Raw genomic sequence first — 20,572 nt, forward strand, 5'->3', positions numbered from 1 at the left:
CGCCAATCACATTCCGGTTCCCATTCAACGCGAAGGCGCTATGCTTATCTGATGGAAGGCCGGGGCCATGACCCCCGTGCGCTGCGAGGAGCTTCTGAATGCCCAAGCTGATCCGTCTCTACATCCGCCATGTTGCCATCGGTTGGGGGATCGCCGCGCTCTTCTGCGCGATGCTGATCTGGCTCAACGTCGCCGGGCTGCGGCATCTGGTGCTTGATACGGACATGGGCTGGGTGGCGGCGCTCGCGCTCTTCGTCTCGCACGGTGCCCTTTTCGCGGGTGCGCAATTCGGGATCGCGGTGATGCTGATGGCCGAGGAGAACGATGGTCCCCGTGGGGGCCGCCGCGAGCGCGCCGCGCGGGCCCATCTGCCCGTCGCGATCCCGGTCGAGAACCGACCGGCGCAGCGCCGCCGCTGAACCGACGGCGCGGATCGACCCGGCAGAGACCTGTCGCCGACGGCCTGCATCGCGGGCCGTCTTCAATTGTGGGGAGCGGATCGGGGCACCTGCTCCTTCCAGGAGGGGCGGTGGGTGGCGGGAACCGCGGCAACCGTGCGGGCGTGAATTTCCCGAGAGCCTGGATTACCAGGTGGGCGCCAGATACCAAGACCACGGTCTTGGCAGAGCCAGCTCCCTCGGAAGTGCTTATCGGCCACTGGAAAAGGGCCCGTCACGTATCGGGCAGAAGCCCGCCAGCGCGAAAGATAGTGTGCCGCACCGGGGCCGGCAAGGGGGCAGGGCGCAGGCGCAGGCTGGACTTTTGTTCACCTCTTGTTCATATTCCGCTCATGCCCGACGATCTTGCCCCCGGACAACTCCTCGCCCGCGGCGTCTGCCGCCACCTGCTGAGCCATAACTTCGTCTCGGTGGTCGAACTGGTGCCGGCTTCGGGGCTGCGCGTCGACGTAATGGCGGTGGGGCCGAAGGGCGAGATCTGGGTCGTGGAATGCAAGTCGAGCCGGGCCGATTACATGTCGGATCACAAGTGGCAGGGCTACCTCGAGTTCTGCGACAGGTTTTTCTGGGCCGTGGATGCCGATTTCCCGACTGAGCTTCTGCCCGACGACAGCGGCCTGATCATCGCCGACGGCTATGATGCGGAGATCCTTCGGATCGGGCCGGAGGCAAAGCTCGCCCCGGCGCGCCGGAAGGCGATGATGCAGAAATTCGCCCGTCATGCGGCCCTGCGGCTGCAGGCCTTGCGCGATCCGCGGCTCGTCGGGCTGATCGGCGAAGTCGAGGCGGAGGAGGATTGAGCCTTACCCGTCCGCCCGTCCTGGTGGCGTCTTTTCTGGTGAGGCGGGCGGGGGGATGGGCCCAGGCGCGGCTCAGGGGCGCTTGAGGCGGATCACCACGTCGACGCGGGAGATCTCGGTACCCTCGGGTGCTTCGGGCAGGCCGACGAGGCGCAGGCTATCGCCAGGCGCATCGGTCAGGGCGTGGCTGTCTTCCCAGTAGTAATGCGGGTGATCCTCGACCCGCGTGTCGAAATAGCTGCGGGTGCCGTCGACGGTGATCTCGGCCAGAAGGCCCGCGTCGCAGAAGGCGCGCAGCGTGTTGTAGACGGTGGCGAGCGACACCCGTTCGCCGGCCTCGCAGGCCGCGGTGAAGAGGCTTTCCGCCGTCGCATGCCGGTTCATGCCGTCGCCGACCAAAAGCGCAGCCAGAGCGAGCCGCTGGCGCGTCGGCCTCAGCCCGGCGCGGTCGAGCCAGCGCCGGCCGACCGTAAGCGCCGCGGGAACGACGGGGGAGAGTTCATCCTGCATGGGCCCAATATAGAAGGCCGCAGTGAGGGTTTTCAAACGAAAACCTGCGGGCGGCAAAGCTGCGGCGATTGCGACGGCAGGGCTTCGCGCCCTTGCCAGTGCTCGGACCCGGGTGATAGAGGATCAGCAAGGATGTTACAAACAGGATAGACGGGGGAAGGGGCCGTATGGCGGTGTATCCGACGCGCTTTGAAAAGGAAGATCTTCTGGCCTGTGCGCGCGGAGAGCTGTTCGGGCCCGGCAATGCCCAGCTTCCGCTGCCGCCGATGCTGATGATGGACCGGATCACCGACATCTCGGCTGACGGCGGGCTGCACGGCAAGGGCCATGTCGTGGCCGAGTTCGACATCACTCCCGACCTTTGGTTCTTCGAATGCCATTTTCCCGGCAACCCGGTGATGCCGGGTTGCCTCGGGCTGGACGGGCTCTGGCAGCTCACCGGTTTCAACCTCGGCTGGCGCGGCTGGCAGGGGCAGGGTTTCGCGCTCGGCGTCGGCGAGGTGAAGCTGACCGGCATGGTCCGACCGGACCGCAAGATGATCACCTATTATGTCGACTTCACCCGGGTCATCGACCGGCGGCTGAAGATGGGCGTCGCCGATGGCCGGGTTGTGGCTGATGGCGAGGAGATATACGTGGTCAAGGACATGAAGGTCGGCCTCGCGGTCGCCTGACCCACGCCTTTAGGAGAGCCCCATGCGTCGCGTCGTCGTCACCGGGATCGGGATCATCTCGCCCATCGGCAACAATTCCGCCGAGGTCGAGGCCAGCCTGCGCGCCGGCCGGTCCGGCATCGTCTTCGCCGAGGATTATGCCGAACACGGCTTCCGCAGCCAGGTGAAGGGCCAGCCGCAGATCGTGCTGGAGGACCATATCGACAAGCGCAACCTGCGCTTCATGGGGCCGGGCGCGGCCTACAACTTCCTGGCCATGGAGCAGGCGATCGCCGATGCCGGGCTGGAGGAGACCGACGTTTCCAACGAGCGCACCGGCCTTGTCATGGGTTCCGGCGGGCCCTCGACCTCGAACTTCTTCAAGGCCTTCGAGACGGTGATCGAGAAGGGCAGCCCGAAGCGGATGGGGCCGTTCATGGTCACACGCTGCATGTCCTCGACCAACTCGGCCTGCCTTGCCACGCCCTTCAAGATCAAGGGCGTGAACTATTCCATCACCTCGGCCTGTTCGACCTCGGCGCATTGCATCGGCAATGGCGTGGAACAGATCCAGATGGGCAAGCAGGACATCGTCTTTGCCGGCGGCGGGGAAGAACTGGACTGGACGCTCTCCTGCCTCTTCGATGCGATGGGCGCAATGAGCTCCAAGTACAACGACACCCCTGCCACCGCCTCGCGCCCCTATGACGCGACGCGCGACGGCTTCGTCATCGCCGGCGGGGCCGGCGTGGTGGTGCTGGAGGAATTGTCCCACGCGCTGGCGCGCGGCGCCAAGATCTATGGCGAGGTCACGGGCTACGGCGCCACCTCGGACGGTTACGACATGGTCGCGCCCTCGGGCGAGGGTGGCGAGCGGGCGATGCGGGTGGCTTTGGCGAGCCTGCCCGAAGGCCGCCGCATCGACTATATCAACGCGCATGGCACCTCGACCCCCGTGGGCGACATCGGCGAGGTGGAGGCGATCCGCCGCGTCTTCGGCATGGGCTCGACCCCGCCGATCGCCTCGACCAAGTCGCTGACGGGCCATTCCCTGGGCGCAACCGGGGTCCATGAGGCGATCTACTCGCTCCTGATGATGAACGGCGATTTCATCGCCGCCTCTGCCAACGTCACGGAGCTCGACCCGGCGCTGAAGCCGGAGGAGATCGTGACGAGCCTTCGCGAGGGCGTGGCGCTCGACTCGGTCCTGTCGAACAGCTTCGGCTTCGGCGGCACCAATGCCACGCTGGTCTTCAGCAAGTACCAGGGCTGAGGGGGAGGGCGCCGGAATGGCCGATCTTATGAAAGGCAAGCGGGGCCTGATCATGGGGGTCGCCAATGACCGCTCGATCGCCTGGGGTATCGCCAAGGCGATGGCCGCGGAGGGGGCGGAGCTGGCTTTCTCCTACCAGGGTGAGGCCTTCGGCAAGCGGGTGGAGCCCCTTGCGGCCTCGCTCGGCTCGTCGCTTCTGGTCGATGTCGACGTGATGGACGATGCCTCGCTCGACGCCTGTTTCGCGCGGCTGAAGGCGGCATGGGGCACGCTCGACTTCGTCGTCCACGCCATCGCGTTCTCTGACAAGCACGAGCTGACCGGCCGGTTCATCAATACCAGCCGCGAGAACTTCAAGACCTCGCTCTCGATCTCCTGCTACAGCTTCATCGACGTGGCCCGCCGCGCGGCGGAGCTGATGCCCGAGGGCGGCACGCTGATCACGCTGACCTTCCAGGGCTCGAACCGGGTGACGCCGAATTACAACGTCATGGGGGTCGCCAAGGCGGCGCTGGAATCGACGGTTCGGTATCTCGCCAACGACCTGGGCCCGCAGAAGATCCGCGTCAACGCGATCTCTCCCGGCCCGATGAAGACGCTGGCCGGCGCCGCGATCGGTGGCGCGCGTGCCACCTTCCGCCACACCGAGGCGAACGCGCCCCTGCGCGTCAACGCGACGCTGGAGACGGTAGGCGGCACGGCGGTCTACCTCGCCTCCGACTACGGGGCCTGCACCTCGGGCGAGATCGTGCGCGTCGACGGCGGCTACCACGTCCTCGGCATGCCGCAGGCGGAGCACCTCTGAGCGATGCCTGCCCGGGGCCTCGCTGTGGCGCCGGGATGAGGGGCCCTCAGCGCCCCCGGGGCGGCTTCGAGGCCGAGACGCGGCGCGACGACCGCCATATCCACACCCTCGGTAGGCGCAGCCGGTTCTCCACCGACATCTACCACAGCCTGGTCGGGATGAGCTGGCCGCGGTTCTTCCTGACCTTCGCGCTGGTCTTCGCCGGGATCAACGCGATCTTCGCCGGCCTCTACATGCTGGCGCCGGGGGAGCTTGCCGGGAAGACCGAGGGCCTGCCCACCTTCGCGAGGGATTTCTTCTTCTCGGTCCACACGCTCGCGACTGTCGGTTACGGCAATGTCGTGCCGAGTTCGCTTCTCGGCAATCTTCTGGTCACGGTTGAAATCGGCTGCGGTATCCTGCTGATCGCGGTCACCTCCGGCCTGATGTTCGCGCGCTTCTCGCGACCTTCGGCGCGGATATTGTTCTCGCGCGTCGCGGTGATCACGGAGTTCGATGGCGCGCCCCATCTGATGTTCCGCGCCGCCAACCTCCGGCGCAACTACGTGCTGGAGGCGGGCGCGCGGCTGAGCGTGATCCGGCAGGAGGTCCACGGTAGCCAGGTGATACGGCGCTACCACGACCTGCCGCTCGTGCGGGCGCGCAACCCCGTCTTCTCGCTTTCCTGGCTGGTGATGCACCGGATCGACGAGACGAGTCCGCTTTTCGGTCTCGACGCGGCGCAGGCGGAGGCGGATGACGTGGAGCTTGTGGTGGTAATGTCGGGCTTCGACATGACCATGGCGCAGGACATCCACGCGCGGAACAGCTGGACCCATGACGCGATCCGCTGGGGCCATGCGTTCGTCGATATCGTCAGCTTCGAAAGTGGCGGGCGGCGCGTGCTCGACTACACCCGCTTCCACGACAGCGCGCCGGAGGCGCTGAGGGACGTCCCGCCCGAAGCCTGAGCCCCGGGCGGGAGAGGGTGGGGGGCTAGTGCGCCGCGCCGAGATAGGCGTCGATCACCGACTGGTCGTTCTGCAACTCAGAGACGGGCCCTTCGCGCACGACGCGGCCCGTTTCCATCACATAGGCCCGGTCGGCCACGGAGAAGGCCGCGAAGACGTCCTGCTCCACCAGCAGCACGGGGATGCCCTCGGCGCGGATGTCATTGAGGATCGCCAAAAGCTGGTCGACGATGACGGGGGCAAGGCCCAGGCTCATCTCGTCGATCATCAGCAGCTTCGGGTTCGCCATCAGCGCGCGGCCCATGGCGCACATCTGCTGCTCGCCGCCCGACATGTTGCCTGCAAGCTGGCGGCGGCGTTCCTTCAGCTTCGGGAAGAGTGTGTAGACCTGCTCGAAGCTGGCCTCCACGCCCTTGTCGCGCCTGAGATGCGCGCCCATCAGCAGGTTCTCCTCCACCGTCATGCGGGGGAAGAGCTGGCGGCCCTCCGGTACCTGGACGAGGCCGCGGGTGAAGGCGGCCTCCGGCGGCAGGGGGGCCAGGTCCTCGCCGTTGAAACGCAGCGTGCCCTGGGCCGGGATGATGCGCGAGATGGCGCGCAGCAGCGTCGTCTTGCCGGCGCCGTTGGAGCCGACCATGGCGACGATCTCGCCCGGCATGACCGAGAGTGTCAGGTCGAAGAGGACGGGCACAGGGCCGTAGCCCGCGTTCATGCCCTGGATGTTCAGAAGGGGTTCACTCATTGCCGGCGCTTTCCGAGATAGGCTTCGATGACGCGCGGATCCTCGAGGACCGTCGCGGGGTCGTCGTCGGCGATCTTCTCGCCGTGATGCAGGACCATGATCCGGTCCGACAGGCTGCGGATCGCGGCGACGACATGCTCGATGATCAGAAGCGCCCGGCCCTGGCCGCGGATCTTCTTGATCAGTTCCACGACCTCGGTCACCTCGACCGGGTTGAGGCCGGCCATCACCTCGTCTAGCAGCAGCAGCCGGGGCTCCATCGCCAGCGCCTTGGCGAATTCGAGACGCTTGCGGTCTGGCCCGCCGAGGCTGTCGGCGTTGATCTCGATCTTGCCGCCAAGCCCGGTGAACTCCAGCCACTCGCGCGCCTTCTCGCGCGCGTCGGCCATGTTCTTCTGGCCGCCGTTGCGCCCGAAAAGGGCGCCGACGGTGACGTTCTCCAGCACGGTCATGCCGTGGAACGGCTTCATCACCTGGAACGTACGGGCGATGCCGAGATGAGCGCGCCGGAAGGCTGGCACGTCGTTGATCACCTGGCCTTCGAAGAGGACCTCGCCCTCCGACGGGGCGAGGGTGCCGGAGATCATGTTGACGAGCGTCGTCTTGCCGGCACCGTTCGGGCCGATAAGGCCCAGCGTCTCGTTCTCGGCGATCACGAGGTCGACGTTGTTGACCGAGACGAGGCCGCCGAAGCGCCGGGTCAGGCCGCGGGTCTCGATGACGGTCCGGCCGGCCTTGGGGGCCGCGTCATGGGGGATGGGTTGCGCGCTCACAGCCGGTTCTCCGTGATGTTGCGGACGAAATAGCGCCAGGAGAGGGCGCGGCCGCGGCCGACGACATCGGCAAGGCCCCGCGGCATGAAGATCACCGCCAGAACGATGACGAGGCCGAAGAGCAGCGCCGCTGCGGTGGAGATCTGGGCAGCCAGGATCTCGTAGACCGCCGACAGGACGAACGAGCCGACCACTGGGCCGAAGACGGTGCCCGGCCCGCCAAAGACGCACATGATGACCATCCGGACGTTCAGCGTGGAATCGAAGGCCGAGGCTGGATCGACGAAGGTGAACCAATAGGCGTGGATCCCGCCCGCGACTGCCGTGAAGACGGAGGCGAGGATCAGCGCCGTCACCTTGTAGAGCGTGGCGTTCACGCCCATCGTGCCGGCGGCGTCCTCGTCCTCGCGGATGGCGATCAGGCCCATGCCATAGCGCGAGCGGCTGACCCACCAGACCGTTGCGGTGCAAAGGACCAGAAGGCCCAGCGAGAGCTCGTAGAACATCGTGTCGTTGCGCGTCAGCGGCAGGACAAGGCCGATGTTCTTGTTGGCGATGGAGAGGTTCGAGAAAATCGCCAGCATGGCGCCGTTCAGCCCCAGCGTGGCGATCGCGAAATAGGGTCCGCGCAGCCGCAGGATCGGCAGGCCGACCACCGCCGCCCCGATCACGGCAAGCACGACGCCGATGGCGAGACCGACACCGAAGGGCAAGTGATAGGTCGCCATCGCAATGCCGGTCCCGTAGGTGCCGAGCCCGTAGAAGACCGAGTTGCCGAAGGAGACATAGCCCCCGAAGCCGCCCAGGATGTTCCAGGCTTGAGCCAGCGTGGCCAGAAGCAGGGCGTTGATCCAGAACTGGATCATCGTGTCGGAGGCGAAACCGGGAATGAAGGCCATGAAGACGGCGATCACGATGGCTGCGGGAAGGATGAAGCGTTTCATCAGGCGGCCCTCACGGCGCGGCTGGGGCGGACGACGAGCACGACGACCAGAAGGCCGAAGCTGATCACGTCGGTATAGGTCGGCCCGATGTAGAGCGCGGTCAGCGACTCCGCGATGCCGACGAAGATGCCGCCGAAGATGACGTAGAAGGGGTTTGAAAGTCCCCCGATGATGGCTATGACGAAGCTCTTGGCCGTCAGGCTGGCGCCGATATAGGGCGTCAGGTTCGAGATCATGCCGTAGAGCCCACCGGCGGCCCCGGCAAGGGCGGTGCCGATGCCGAAGGTCACGGCGTAAAGGACGCGCGGGTTGACGCCGTAGAGCCGCGCCGCAGTAAGGTTCTGCGCGGTCGCCCGGATCGCGCGGCCGAGCGGCAGGCGGTTCAGTACGAACCACAGGATCGATGCCAGCGCGATGGCGACGAGGAAGGCGGCCAACCGCACGACCGAGACAGTCAGCCCGCCGACGGGGAAGTTGTTCCCGGCGTAGGTGGGGTTGATGGTGCGGAAGTCCGCGGTGAACAGAAGCTGCGCCGTGAAGGTCAGCACGACCTGCAGGCCGAAGGTGATCAGCAGCGTGTTCAGCATCTTCGAGCGCACGATGAGGTTCAGCACCCCCCATTGCAGTGCGAAGCCGAAGCAGAACATGATCACCATGGCGATCGGCAGGGCCACGAACGGGTCGATCCCCGCCAGCGTGAACAGATAATAGGTGACATAGCCGCCCAGCATGATCAGGGCGCCATGGCTGAGGTTCACGATGTTCAGAACCCCCCAGACCAGCGCCATGCCGAGGGCCATGAGCCCGTAAAGGCCGCCCAGGAGCACGCCGTTGAGCAGGATTTGCGCGAGAACCACTGTCCCGTTCCTCCGATATGTCCCGGGCGCCGGGGATCGGCGCCCGGGAGATTGGTCACATCAACGCTTGTCCCAGGCCGGGGCCGGGTACATGGGCTTGTTGATGAAGTGGTCGGTGTAGACCGGCTTCAGCTGGCCGTCCTGGATCTGCACGACGATCTGCGGCAGGTTGATCTGGCCGTTCGAGCCATACTTCACCTTGGCGTAGAGGCTGTCGAAGTTGCTGGAGGCGATGGCGTCGCGCACCTTCTTCGGGTTCAGCGAACCGGCCTTCTCGATCGCGTAGACGTAGGTTTCCACGTCGGCCGCGCCCGAGGCTGCGTGGTAGTCCGGGTCATAGCCGTATTTCGCCTTGTATTCCTTGGCGAATTCGGCGGCGTCGCCGAACCACTTGTCCTTCAGCGAGGCGTCCGGCAACCAGGTCGTCATGCCGAAGGCATAGTTGGCGTCCTTGCCGAGCGCGTTGCGGAAGTCGGCGGTCGGAACACCCACGGTGAAGGCGTACATGTCCGCCGGAGAGACGTTCAGCTGCTTCATCTGGCGCAGGAAGTTCAGCGCCTCGGTCTCATGGCCGCTCCACAGGATGCTGTCGACCTTGGCCGCCTTGATCTTGGTCAGGATCGACGAGAAGTCGCTGCTGTTCTCGGCGTAGCTCTCGTCCACGGCAATCTTCATGCCGGCCTTCTTGATCAGCTTGCGCGTGCCCTTGGCGACCGAGACGTCGAAGCTGTCATCGGCGGCGACGAGCGCGACGGTCTTCGCGGTGGGCTTCAGCTTGCCCATCATCTCCAGCGTCGAGCCGTAGTAGTTGCCTGCCGGCGGCAGGGTGCCGAAGACGTACTTGTAACCGCGCGAGAAGATCTGACCCGAGGAACCGCCGCCCTCGACCATCGGGATCTGGTACTTTTCGGCCACCGAGCTGTCGGAGATCACGAAGTTCGAGGCGAACGGCCCGAGCAGGAAGTTTACCTTGTCCGAGCTGACGAGCTGCACGTACTGGCGCACGGAGAGGTTCACGTCCGACTGGTTGTCGAGCATGTCGAGCTTCAGCTTGTAGGTCTTGCCACCGACCTTGACGCCGCCGGCCGCGTTGATCTTTTCGACCGCAAGCGCGTAGGCGTCCTTGTAGTAGCGGCCGGTGTTGGCCGTGGCGCCGGTCATCTGGACCGAGGCGCCAAGGGTGATGACGTTCTCCGCCGCCGCAGGCAGGGCAGAGAGCGCCGTCGCCGCGAGCAGCGCCGCGGACAGGGCCAGGGATTTTTTCATCAGGTCTCCTCCGTTTTGGATGTTTTCAGGGGCGCGGCTCATTCGCCGTCCCCGCGGGTTTGGGCGGCGAGGCGCTTGTCGATCGCCTGCGCCGCCGCAATGTTTTCCGGGCCGACATCGGCGCGGAATTCGGCCCAGACCGGTTGCATCGCCTTCACCCAGGCGGCGCGCTCGGCCGGTGTCAGTTGCCTTATGTGCCCGCCAGCCGCGAGGATCGCGGCGCGGGACTTCGCCTCCACCTGCGTTACCGCCGCATTCCGCTCGACCGTCACCTGGTGCAGGATCGAGAGGAACTGGCGGCGGATCGCCGGCGGCAGGCTGTTGAGGAAGTCGGTCGACGTCACGACGAGGTATTCGAGTACGCCGTGGTTCGTTTCGGTGATGCCGTCCTGAACCTTGTAGAACTTCTGGGCGTAGATGTTCGACCAGGTGTTCTCCTGTCCGTCGACCACGCCAGTCTTCAGCGCGGAATAGACGTCCGAAAAGGCGATCGACTGCGGCTGCGCACCAAGCGCGCGGATCTCGGCGGCGATCACGTCGGAGGGCTGAATGCGGAACTTCAGCCCCTTGGCATCCGCCGGCCAGACCAGCGGGCGATTGGCCGAGAACTGCTTCATTCCCGAATGCCAGAACTCCAGCCCCGTCAGTCCGCGCGAAAGCATCGCGTTCTTCATCTTCGCCCCGGCAGGTGAAGCCTCGAAGGCGCTGACGGCTGCGAGGTTGGTGAAGAGGAAGGGCAGGTCGAAGAGGCGGAAGACCTTGGTGAAGGCCTCGAATTTCGAGAGTGATGGCGCGGCGAGCTGCACGTCCCCCTGCAGCATGGCCTGCAGCACCGTGTCGTCGTCGTAGAGCGTCGAATCCGGGTAGACGATGACGCAGACCTTGCCCGCCATCTCACGGTTCACGCGGTCGGCGAAGATCTGGGCGGCGATGCCTTTCGGGTTATCCGTGGCCGATACGACGGTGGCGAACTTGACGACGATGTCAGAGGGCGTGCAGGGCCCGGCGAACGCAGGCAGTGCGGCGGAGAGCGCCAGCACCAATGCCGCGGCCAGAGCCTTCATCACATCCCCTCCCAAAAACCTTGTCGCTGCCGGGTTGGTCCCGAGCTTGGAAAGAGAGCATGGACGGCGCGCGGCATCTGGCAATGGGAAAACAGCACACGCTATCGTGATCCGCTTTAATCTATGTTTTGCATGTCCTTAGCGGATTTCCGCCTGAATTTCTGCGGCGCAGCTGTAACAACGTATGCGGAAAACCGCACAGATGTTGGCGCAAACGGGCGGGGAGCCGCACGGTTCAGGTTCAGGCGCGGTAATCCTCCGGCCGGATACCATGGCGCGTGAGCTTGTCGTAGAAGGTCTTGCGAGGCAAGCGCAGCGCCTGGGCCGCAAGCGTCGCATTGCCGTTTTGCCGCCGAAGCGCGTCCTGCAGGAGCGAGCGCTCGACCTGTGCCATCTGCTCGGCCAGCCCCGTGCCCGTGTCCTCCTCGCCGTCGGGCAGACCCATGGCAAAGCGCATGGCCGCGTTCATCAGCGCCCGCGCGTTGCCCGGCCAGTCCTGCGCCATCAGCCGGGCAGTGACGGCAGGGGTCACCTCCGGCTCCGGCAGGCCGGCCTGTTCGCAGGCCTGGCTGAGGTAATGGCGGAACATCACCGGGATGTCCTCGGGGTGCTCGCGCAGCGCCGGCATCCGGATCGGCATCGCGTCGAGCTTGTAGTAGAGATCCGCATGGAACCGCCCGGCGCGGGCCTCGGCGGCGAGGTCGCGGTAGGTGCCGGCGATGACGCGGGCGCCGCCGGTGCCGTCGAGCAGGTCGAGAAGCGCGAATTGCGCAGCCGGAGACAGGCCCGCGACCTCGTCGATGAAGATCGTGCCGCCCTCGGCATGCTCGAAGGCCTGGGCCAGGCTTTCGGGCCCGGCGGAGGGACCGGCGAGCTTCTGGAACGGCCGCGCAGCGGCGCCGGAGAGCAGGTGGATCACCTCGGCCACCTTGGGGATGCCGGTGCCCGGCTCTCCGGTGATCAGCACCTCGGCGGAGGTGCGCGCGGTCATTCGGGCACGTTCGCGCAGCTCCTCTGACTGGCGGGAGAGGCCGAAGATCATCCGTGCGGCGGCATCGCCCGATTGCAGCTGGCGCTTGAGCTGGCGGTTCTCCAGCACCAGCGCACGGGTCTTCAGCGCCTTGTCGATCACCGCAAGCAGGTCCGCCGGTGCGCAGGGCTTTTCAAGAAAATCGAAGGCGCCTGACGCGATACCGCGCACCGCCATCGGGATGTCGCCTTCGCCGGTCAGCAGGATCACCGGCAGTTCGGAGTCGATGCTGCGGGCATGTTCCAGAAGCGCGAAGCCGTCCTTGCCGGGCATGCGGATATCGGAGACGACGACGCCGGGGAAATCGCGCGAGATATGGTCCTTCGCCTCGATATAGGAGCCGGCGAGGATCGGCCGCAGCTCTGCGAGTTCCAGGGTCTGGCCAAGCGCCTCGCGCACCGCGCGGTCATCGTCGACAAGGAGGATGGTGCGGCTCATGCGGCCTCCCGTGCCGGGGCGGCGGGCAGTTCCACCGTGAATTCTGCGCCGCCCGAGGCGAGGTTGCGGGCGGCGATGGTGCCGCCAAAGCTCTGGATGATGCGGTCGGAGATCGCAAGGCCAAGGCCCATGCCCTCGGCCTGGCCGACCTCCTTGGTGGAGTAGAACGGGTCGAAGACGCGCTCGGGCTCGGCGATGCCGGGGCCGGTGTCCTGCACGGTGAGGCGGACGGTGCGCCCGGCCTCGATACGGATCGTCAGGCGGCGCTGCGCCCGCCCGGCCATGGCGTCGAGCGCATTGGCGACAAGGTTGATGATCACCTGCTGGAGCCGCACCTCGCCGCCGCGGACGTGAACCGGAAGGGTGGGCGGGACGTAGTCGAGGCTCACGTCCTCCTGGCGCAACCGCGGCTCGGTGATCTCCAAGGCCGCGCTGGTGACGGCGGCGAGGTCGACATCCGAGGTGCCCTCGGCATCGGGCCGGGTGAAGGCGCGCAGGTTTCGGATGATGCGCCCCATCCTGTGGGCGAGATCGCCGATCCGCGTGAGGTTCGTCGCGGCCTCGTCCGGCCGCCCGCGGGCGAGAAAGGCAGCGCCGTTCTCGGCATAGGATCGGATTGCCATCAGCGGCTGGTTCAGCTCGTGGCTGATCCCGGCCGACATCTGCCCGAGGGCGGAGAGTTTGCCGGCGCGCAGAAGCTCTGCCTGCGCCCGTTTCAGCGCGGCCTCGGCCTCCATCCGCTCGGCGACCTCGCTCTGCAGACGATCAACGGCCTCGGACAACTCGCGCGTGCGTTCTGAGACGCGGCGTTCGAGCTGCGCGGTCAGCCGTGCTTCCGTCTCCAGCCGGGCGGTGAGGGCGCGGCGGCGCTCGCCAAGGGCGAAGAGGATCGCACCGAAGATCAGACCCACGGCGGCAGTGACGGCGGCTTGCAGCCCCGCGACCTCCAGCGTCGGAAGGGCGTTGACGAGAATCTCGCCCTGCATTTCCACCACGGGCAGCGGTTGGGTGAGGTGCAGCGCCAGCCGCGGCAGGTAGGGCCCGCCGTCGACCCACCAGAGGTCATGCCCGCCGGTCCGGTAGCGGGTGAAGGCGGGGAAGGGCTTGGCCAGTCCCTTCGGATAGGCCAGGCCGAAGCTCGGGTAGGGCCGGGGCACCGGCGCGCGACGGCGGAAAAGAAGTTCCGAGCGGTTGGAGACGAAGACGACGCCGCGCGCGTCGGAGAAGAAGACGCTCTGCGCCTCGCCTCGGCTCGGCGCCTCGATCCGCGCCGCGTCGAGCCGGACGACGACGGCGCCGGCGACCGGCCCGCCGGGGGAATAGACCGGGGCGGCATAGGTGAAGATTCGCCGCCCGCCCTCGACCGCATGGGAGAAGCCGAGCGTGCCATGCATCGCTGCGACGAAGGCAGGTGTGTCTGCAGGGTCGTTTCGCCCCGCATCGGAGCCGAGCGAGCTTGCCAGTACCCGGCCGTCGCGGTCGAGGAGCAGGATCTCCTCTGACGCCGTCCGGTCGGCGGCGCGCAGGAGCAGGGCATTCGCCGCCGCGCGGTCGCCCTGGCCGGTTTCGGCCAGATGGGCGAGGGCCGGGTGGTCGGTCAGGAGCACCGCCAGCTCGCGGAACCGCTGCAGCTGGCCGGTAAGCTGGTCGGACGCCTGAGACAGCTCGGCCCGCGCGCCCTCGGCGATCTTGTCGAGTCCGGCGCGAAAGGCGTACCAGCCGACCGCACCGGCGACGGCCGCGACGACGAGGATATAGAGGCCGAAGCTGATCGCGCGACGTCGGCCCCGAGCCCGGTGGGGGCGCGGCGAGGTCGGGCTGGCTGGGTCTGCTGGATGGGCGGGCGTCACCGATCTCTCCCCGATGGGCGCGGCGAGTGTAACGGGGAGTTGAGGGGATGGAAAAGGGTGAGCTTTGCGCGCCATCCGCAGCGTCGTGCGCGATATTTCGTGACCTGACCCGCGAGTTCCCGCCCAGCCGTTTGGGGCTTAGACGTTGCGCCCGCCGCCGCTTCCGGCCAAATTGCCGCACGCAAGAGCCAAGGGGGATGCCATGAGCGAAGCCGAAATCGGCCTTATCGGGCTTGGAACCATGGGCGCGAACCTCGCGCTCAATATCGCCGAAAAGGGATTCGGAATCGCGGTGTGGAACCGCACCGCGGAGACCACCCACGCCTTCTACGCCGCTGCGGGTGCGAGCAAGCTGGCCGAGAAGATCGTGCCGACCGAGACGCTGGAGGCCTTCGTCGCCGCTATCCGTCCGCCGCGCGCGATCATCCTGATGGTGCCCGCCGGGCCCATCGTCGACCAGCAGATCGCGAACCTGACCCCGTTTCTGGAGCCGGGCGACCTGATCATCGACGCGGGCAACGCGAACTTCCACGACACCGACCGCCGTGCGGCGGATGCCGCCAAGGGCGGGCCGCGCTTCCTCGGGATCGGCGTCTCGGGCGGCGAGGAGGGCGCGCGCCACGGCCCCTCGATCATGGGCGGCGGCGAAAAGCAGGATTGGGACCGCGTCGCGCACATCCTCAAGGCGATCTCCGCAAAGTACGAGGGCACACCCTGCGCGACCTACATGGGGCCGGGCGGGGCGGGCCATTTCGTCAAGGCCGTCCACAATGGCATTGAATATGCCGACATGCAGATGATCGCCGAGGTCTATGGCGTGATGCGCGACGGCATGGGCATGGCCGCGAGCGAGATCGCCGAAGTGTTCAAGAGCTGGAACGAGGGGCCGCTGCAATCCTACCTGATCGAGATCTCGGCCGAGGTGGCTGCCGCCAAGGATCCGATCGGTGGCGGGCCGATGCTCGATGCGATCCTGGACCAGGCGGGCCAGAAGGGCACCGGCCGCTGGACTGCGATCGAGGCGCAGCACCTGGCCGCGCCGATCACGGTGATCGAAGCCGCGGTGGCGGCGCGCAACGTCTCTGCCCGACTCGAAGAGAGGAAGGCGGGCGAGGCGCTCTTCGGTGCGGCGCCGCGGCGGCTGGAGCCCGCCGCACTGGATGTCGACACGCTGGAAAAAGCACTGATCTGCGGCAAGATCCTCTGCTACGCGCAGGGCTTCACGATGATCGGCGCAGCGGCCAATGCCTTCGACTGGCCGCTACCGCTGCCGGAAATCGCGCGGGTCTGGCGGGAGGGCTGTATCATCCGTTCGTCGATGCTCAACGACATGGCGACGGCACTGACCGGCAATCCCGACCAGAACCTGATGTTCGCGCCGGCCTTTGCCGAGAAGCTCAAGACGACGCATGGGGCGCTGCGCAAGGCGGTCTCCGTCGCGGCGCTCAACGGGCTGCCGATGCCGGCGCTCGGGGCGGGGCTTTCGTATTTCGACATGATGCGGACGGCGCGCTCCACCGCGAACCTGATCCAGGGCCAGCGCGATTTCTTCGGCGCGCATGGCTTCGACCGGCTCGACGGCGCGGACAGCCACCATGGGCCCTGGGGCAGCCACGCCGGCTGAGGCCGGCCGGGACTGGCGCCCCGGGATGCCTAATGACGCAGAGGGAGGCGGCTTCGGCCGCCTTCCTTTTAGCTTCCGAGGATGCCCGGCAGGCGCAGGCCATTCTCGCGGGCGCAGTCGAGCGCGATCTCGTAGCCCGCATCGGCATGGCGCATGACGCCGGTCGCCGGATCATTCCACAGAACGCGGGCGAGGCGGCGGTCGGCATCCTCCGAGCCGTCGCAGACCACGACCATGCCTGAATGCTGCGAGAAGCCCATGCCGACGCCGCCGCCATGGTGCAGGCTGACCCAGGTCGCACCCGAGGCGGTGTTCAGAAGCGCATTGAGAAGCGGCCAGTCGGAGACCGCGTCAGAGCCGTCCTTCATGGCCTCGGTCTCGCGGTTGGGGGAGGCGACAGAGCCGGAATCGAGGTGGTCCCGGCCGATCACGACGGGGGCCTTCAGCTCGCCCGAGCGAACCATCTCGTTGAACATCAGCCCCGCCTTGTGGCGCTCGCCAAGGCCGATCCAGCAGATCCGCGCCGGCAGGCCCTGAAAGGCAATGCGTTCGCGCGCCATGTCGAGCCAGCGGTGGAGGTGGGCGTTGTCGGGGAACAGCTTCTTCATTGCCGCGTCGGTCGCGTAGATGTCCTGCGGGTCGCCCGAGAGCGCGGCCCAGCGGAACGGCCCCACACCCCGGCAGAACAACGGGCGGATGTAGGCGGGCACGAAGCCCGGGAAGGCGAAGGCGTTCTCCAGCCCCTCGTCCTTCGCGACCTGGCGGATGTTGTTGCCGTAATCGAGCGTCGGCACGCCGGCGTTCCAGAAATCGACCATCGCGGCGACATGGATCTTCATCGCGGCGCGGGCGGCCTTTTCTACCGCCTTGGGATCGCTCTCCTGCTTCGCGCGCCATTCGGCGACGGACCAGCCGGCGGGCAGGTACCCGTGCAGCGGATCGTGGGCGGAGGTCTGGTCTGTCACGATATTGGGGCGGGGGCCGCCGGCCTTCATGCGGGCGACAAGCTCGGGGAAGATCTCGGCCGCGTTGCCGAGAAGGCCCACGGATTTCGCTTCGTCCTTCGCGGTCCACTCGGCGATCTTTTCCAGGGCCTCGTCCAGCGTCGTGGCCTTTTCGTCGAGGTAGCGGGTGCGCAGGCGGAAATCGATGCGCGTCTCGTCGCATTCGACGGCGAGGCAGCAGGCCCCGGCCATGACCGCCGCGAGCGGTTGCGCGCCGCCCATGCCGCCGAGGCCACCGGTGAGGATCCATTTGCCCTTGAGATCACCGCCGTAGTGCTGGCGGCCGGCCTCGGCGAAGGTCTCGTAGGTGCCCTGAACGATGCCCTGCGTTCCGATGTAGATCCAGGAGCCGGCCGTCATCTGGCCATACATCGCAAGGCCCTTCTTATCGAGCTCGTTGAAATGGTCCCAGTTGGCCCAGTGCGGCACAAGGTTAGAGTTGGCGATCAGCACCCGCGGCGCGTCCTTGTGGGTGCGGAAGATACCCACCGGCTTGCCGGATTGGACCAGCAGCGTTTCATCCTCTTCCAGCGACCTCAGGCTTGCGACGATGCGGTCGAAATCCTCCCAGGTACGGGCGGCGCGGCCGATGCCGCCATAGACCACCAGCTCGTGCGGGTTCTCGGCCACATCGGGGTGAAGGTTGTTCATCAGCATCCGCATCGGTGCCTCGGTCAGCCAGGACTTGGCGGTGATCTCGGTGCCGGTGGCGGGGAAGACGTCGCGGAGGTTGTGGCGCGGGTTGGTCATGGGCGGGCCTTTCGGATGGGCGCGAGGCCAGGGCGCTGCCCCGGACCCCGGGATATTTCAGGACAGAAGAACGGGGAGGGGTAGGGCGGCAGCGTCGGAGAGCGCGCCGGAGGCGACGAGGGCGGATGCCTTGGCGATATCAGGGGCGAGGTAGCGGTCCGGGCCGAGGGCGGGGACATGCTCCCGCAGGCGCGCGACGGTGCGGGCGAGGGGGGCGGAGGTCGCGAGCGGCGCGCGGAAGGCGATGCCCTGAGCGGCGCAGAGCGCTTCCACCCCGAGGATCACGTTCAGGTTCTCGACCATCTTCGTCAGCCGCCGGGCGCCGTGGGCGGCCATGGAGACGTGATCCTCCTGGTTGGCGGAGGTGGGCGTCGAGTCCGTCACCGTCGGATGGGCGAGGTGCTTGTTCTCGCTCATCAGCGCGGCAGTCGTCACCTCCGCGATCATCAGGCCGGAGTTGAGGCCGGGATCGGGGGTGAGGAACGGCGGCAGGTCGAAACTGAGCGTCGGGTCCACCATCAGCGCCACGCGGCGCTGCGCGATCGCGCCGATCTCGGAGATGGCGAGCGCCGTCATGTCGGCGGCGAAGCCCACTGGCTCGGCATGGAAATTGCCGCCGGAGACGATCATCCCCGCGCCGGTCAGCACCAGCGGATTGTCGGTGGCGGCATTGGCCTCCGTCTCCAGCGTGCGGGCGGCCATGCGCAGCACGTCCATCGCGGCGCCTGTGACCTGCGGCTGGCAGCGGATGCAGTAGGGATCCTGAACGCGGGTATCGCCCTCGCGGTGGCTCTCGCGAATCTCGGAACCGTCGAGAAGCGCGCGCATGACCGCCGCCGCCTCGATCTGGCCGGCATGACCGCGCAGCGCGTGAATCTCGGGCTGCAAGGGCGCGGTAGACCCCATGATCGCGTCGGTCGAAAGCGCCGAGGTCACCAGCGCCGCCTGCGCCGCACGCCAAGCGCCGAAGAGCCCGGCAAGCGCCCAGGCCGTGGAGAACTGAGTGCCGTTGATGAAGGCGAGACCCTCCTTCGGGCCGAAATCGACCGGGACAAGACCGGCGGCGGCGAGCGCCTCTGTGCCCGGCAGGATCCGCCCCCCGATTTCCGCCTCTCCCGCGCCGATCATCACGGCGGTCATATGGGCGAGGGGGGCGAGGTCGCCCGAGGCGCCGACGGAGCCCTGCGCGGGCACGACGGGTGTGACGCCGCGGGCGAGCATCTCCTCCAGCAGCTCGACCAACTCCCAGCGCACGCCGGAGGCGCCGCGGCCGAGGGACAGCAGCTTCAACGCCATCATCAGGCGGGTGATCGCGGTCGGGCAGGCCTCTCCCACGCCGCAGCAATGCGACAGGATCAGATTGCGCTGCAGCGTTGCGGTGTCCTCGGCGGCGATCTTCAGGCTCGCAAGCTTGCCGAAGCCGGTGTTGACGCCGTACACGGCGGCCGAGCCCGCCGCGGCGGCGGCGATGGCGCCGGCGGCGGCCTCGACGGCCGGGCGGCAGGTGCGGTCGAGACGGGCGGGCCGGCCCTCTCGCCAGAGGCGTTCAAGTTGGGCCAGGGGGGTGGCGCCGGGGGTGAGGGTCTCAGGCGTCAAACCGGCCTCCGATGATGCGGGTGTGAAGGGGGGTGGCCCCGATCCGGTAGGAGAGTTCGGCCGGATGCGCCGCCTCCCAGACGGCGAGGTCGGCGACGAGGCCCGGGGCGATCGCGCCGCGATCCGTAAGCCCGAGCGCGCGGGCGGCATGGGCGGTGGCGCCCATAAGGGCCTCCTCCGGCGTCATCCGGAAGAAGGTGCAGGCCATGTTCATCGCCAGCGTCAGCGAGGTCATCGGCGCGGAGCCGGGGTTGCAGTCGGTCGCGACCGCCATCGGCACCCTGGCCTTGCGGAACAGCTCGATCGGCGGGGCCTGGGTTTCGCGCAGCGTGTAAAAGGCACCCGGCAGGATGACCGCGACGCTGCCGGCCTTCGCCATGGCGCCAACACCGGCTTCGTCCAGATATTCCAGGTGGTCGGCCGAGAGGGCGCCATAGCGCGCCGCGAGCGCCGCACCACCGAGGTTCGAGAGCTGTTCGGCATGGAGTTTCACGGGCAGGCCGAGGGCTTTAGCCTCGGCAAAGACGCGCTCGATCTGCGTGGGCGAAAAGGCGATGCCCTCGCAGAAGCCATCGACCGCATCGACGAGGCCTTCGTCCGCCGCCGCGCGCAGGGCGGGGAGAACCTGCTCGGCGATGTAATCGTCGGCCCGACCCTTGTATTCCGGCGGCACCGCATGGGCGCCGAGGAAGCTGGTGCGCACCGTGATCCCTCGCGCAGATGCGATGCGCCGGGCAGCGCGGAGCATCCGCAGCTCGGTCTCCACGTCGAGGCCGTAGCCCGATTTGATCTCCACCGTGCCGACGCCCTCGGCCAGCATCCGGTCGACCCGAGGCAGCGCCTGCGCCACCAGGTCATCCTCACTCGCCGCGCGGGTGGCCGCGACGGTGGAGACGATGCCGCCGCCGGCGCGGGCGACCTCTTCATAGGAGGCGCCGTTCAGACGCATCTCGAACTCGCGCGCCCGCTCGCCGCCGAAGACGACATGGGTGTGGCAGTCGATCAGCGCCGGGGTCACGAGGCGTCCGCCTAGGTCATGGCGCTCGCCCGTCGCCGAAAGCTCTGCCTCCGGCCCGGCCCAAAGGATCCGCCCGCCCTCGATCACGAGCGCGCCGCGGTCGATCAGGCTGTAGCCGCCGCGCATCGTGGCCAGCACTGCATTGTGGAGAATCGTCGGCATTTCGC

At 67.4% G+C, this 20,572-nt stretch carries 19 protein-coding genes and 1 other RNA gene; 7 read left to right on the forward strand and 13 right to left on the reverse strand.

Annotation, left to right across the window (positions count from 1 at the left end; genetic code table 11):
• Positions 1-98 precede the first annotated feature (98 nt).
• Complete coding sequence (locus EIP85_RS03190) at positions 99-419, forward strand: hypothetical protein (RefSeq protein WP_127900700.1); 321 nt, start codon at positions 99-101, stop codon at positions 417-419.
• A 117-nt stretch (positions 420-536) separates the two neighbouring features.
• On the opposite strand, the gene ssrS is transcribed toward EIP85_RS03190, so the two are convergent.
• A non-coding RNA gene (gene ssrS / locus EIP85_RS03195) (6S RNA) lies at positions 537-693 on the reverse strand.
• 97 nt (positions 694-790) lie between these two features.
• On the opposite strand from ssrS, the gene EIP85_RS03200 reads away from it, so the two are divergent.
• A complete protein-coding gene (locus tag EIP85_RS03200) occupies positions 791-1,258 on the forward strand; it encodes an MmcB family DNA repair protein (RefSeq protein ID WP_127900701.1) in 468 nt (155 codons plus the stop codon).
• Between the two features lie 72 nt (positions 1,259-1,330).
• Here the strand turns inward: EIP85_RS03200 and irr are convergent, their stop codons facing one another.
• Positions 1,331-1,768, reverse strand: coding sequence for a Fur family transcriptional regulator Irr (irr, locus tag EIP85_RS03205; RefSeq protein ID WP_127900702.1), 438 nt, complete (start codon positions 1,766-1,768; stop codon positions 1,331-1,333).
• 167 nt (positions 1,769-1,935) lie between these two features.
• Between irr and fabA the strand changes: the two genes are divergently transcribed.
• From fabA to EIP85_RS03225, 4 genes are read left to right on the forward strand one after another with little or no spacing between them, the layout of a single operon-like run.
• Positions 1,936-2,442 carry a bifunctional 3-hydroxydecanoyl-ACP dehydratase/trans-2-decenoyl-ACP isomerase gene (gene fabA, locus EIP85_RS03210; RefSeq protein WP_127900703.1) on the forward strand — a complete coding sequence of 169 codons (507 nt, stop codon included), beginning with the start codon at positions 1,936-1,938 and terminating at the stop codon, positions 2,440-2,442.
• A gap of 22 nt (positions 2,443-2,464) precedes the next feature.
• A complete protein-coding gene (fabB, locus tag EIP85_RS03215) occupies positions 2,465-3,694 on the forward strand; it encodes a beta-ketoacyl-ACP synthase I (RefSeq protein ID WP_127900704.1) in 1,230 nt (409 codons plus the stop codon).
• A 16-nt stretch (positions 3,695-3,710) separates the two neighbouring features.
• A complete protein-coding gene (locus EIP85_RS03220; protein ID WP_127900705.1) occupies positions 3,711-4,499 on the forward strand; it encodes an enoyl-ACP reductase FabI in 789 nt (262 codons plus the stop codon).
• Between the two features lie 35 nt (positions 4,500-4,534).
• Complete coding sequence (locus EIP85_RS03225; protein WP_127900706.1) at positions 4,535-5,449, forward strand: ion channel; 915 nt, start codon at positions 4,535-4,537, stop codon at positions 5,447-5,449.
• A 25-nt stretch (positions 5,450-5,474) separates the two neighbouring features.
• Here the strand turns inward: EIP85_RS03225 and EIP85_RS03230 are convergent, their stop codons facing one another.
• From EIP85_RS03230 to EIP85_RS03265, 8 genes are all read right to left on the reverse strand, one after another.
• The gene (locus EIP85_RS03230; protein ID WP_127900707.1) at positions 5,475-6,191 is read right to left on the reverse strand and encodes an ABC transporter ATP-binding protein; all 717 of its coding nucleotides are present in this window, start codon (positions 6,189-6,191) and stop codon (positions 5,475-5,477) included.
• Positions 6,188-6,964: an ABC transporter ATP-binding protein gene (locus EIP85_RS03235; RefSeq protein WP_206615438.1), complete on the reverse strand. Its 777-nt coding sequence runs from the start codon at positions 6,962-6,964 to the stop codon at positions 6,188-6,190. The genes EIP85_RS03230 and EIP85_RS03235 overlap by 4 nt, the downstream gene beginning before the upstream one ends.
• Positions 6,961-7,908, reverse strand: a complete 948-nt coding sequence (locus EIP85_RS03240; protein WP_127900708.1) for a branched-chain amino acid ABC transporter permease — start codon at positions 7,906-7,908, stop codon at positions 6,961-6,963. Before EIP85_RS03240 ends, EIP85_RS03235 begins: the two co-directional genes overlap by 4 nt.
• The gene (locus EIP85_RS03245; protein ID WP_206615439.1) at positions 7,908-8,765 is read right to left on the reverse strand and encodes a branched-chain amino acid ABC transporter permease; all 858 of its coding nucleotides are present in this window, start codon (positions 8,763-8,765) and stop codon (positions 7,908-7,910) included. Before EIP85_RS03245 ends, EIP85_RS03240 begins: the two co-directional genes overlap by 1 nt.
• 60 nt (positions 8,766-8,825) lie before the next feature.
• Positions 8,826-10,031: an amino acid ABC transporter substrate-binding protein gene (locus EIP85_RS03250; RefSeq protein ID WP_127900709.1), complete on the reverse strand. Its 1,206-nt coding sequence runs from the start codon at positions 10,029-10,031 to the stop codon at positions 8,826-8,828.
• Between the two features lie 38 nt (positions 10,032-10,069).
• Positions 10,070-11,095 (reverse strand): DctP family TRAP transporter solute-binding subunit, encoded by a 1,026-nt coding sequence (locus EIP85_RS03255; protein WP_127900710.1) that lies wholly within the window; start codon positions 11,093-11,095, stop codon positions 10,070-10,072.
• A gap of 241 nt (positions 11,096-11,336) precedes the next feature.
• Positions 11,337-12,563 (reverse strand): sigma-54-dependent transcriptional regulator, encoded by a 1,227-nt coding sequence (locus tag EIP85_RS03260; RefSeq protein WP_127900711.1) that lies wholly within the window; start codon positions 12,561-12,563, stop codon positions 11,337-11,339.
• A complete protein-coding gene (locus EIP85_RS03265; RefSeq protein ID WP_241559876.1) occupies positions 12,560-14,413 on the reverse strand; it encodes a sensor histidine kinase in 1,854 nt (617 codons plus the stop codon). The genes EIP85_RS03260 and EIP85_RS03265 overlap by 4 nt, the downstream gene beginning before the upstream one ends.
• Positions 14,414-14,615: 202 nt before the next feature.
• On the opposite strand from EIP85_RS03265, the gene gndA reads away from it, so the two are divergent.
• Positions 14,616-16,037 (forward strand): NADP-dependent phosphogluconate dehydrogenase, encoded by a 1,422-nt coding sequence (gndA, locus tag EIP85_RS03270; protein WP_127900713.1) that lies wholly within the window; start codon positions 14,616-14,618, stop codon positions 16,035-16,037.
• 68 nt (positions 16,038-16,105) lie between these two features.
• On the opposite strand, the gene hutU is transcribed toward gndA, so the two are convergent.
• Genes hutU through hutI form a run of 3 tightly spaced genes read right to left on the reverse strand, consistent with a single transcriptional unit; the run spans position 16,106 to position 20,567 of the window.
• Complete coding sequence (hutU, locus tag EIP85_RS03275) at positions 16,106-17,791, reverse strand: urocanate hydratase (RefSeq protein WP_127900714.1); 1,686 nt, start codon at positions 17,789-17,791, stop codon at positions 16,106-16,108.
• Between the two features lie 57 nt (positions 17,792-17,848).
• Complete coding sequence (gene hutH / locus EIP85_RS03280; RefSeq protein ID WP_127900715.1) at positions 17,849-19,387, reverse strand: histidine ammonia-lyase; 1,539 nt, start codon at positions 19,385-19,387, stop codon at positions 17,849-17,851.
• Positions 19,377-20,567, reverse strand: coding sequence for an imidazolonepropionase (hutI, locus tag EIP85_RS03285; RefSeq protein WP_127900716.1), 1,191 nt, complete (start codon positions 20,565-20,567; stop codon positions 19,377-19,379). The genes hutH and hutI overlap by 11 nt, the downstream gene beginning before the upstream one ends.
• Positions 20,568-20,572: the final 5 nt, after the last annotated feature.

The organism is Solirhodobacter olei, from assembly GCF_004010155.1.
GTDB lineage: Bacteria > Pseudomonadota > Alphaproteobacteria > Rhodobacterales > Rhodobacteraceae > Solirhodobacter > Solirhodobacter olei.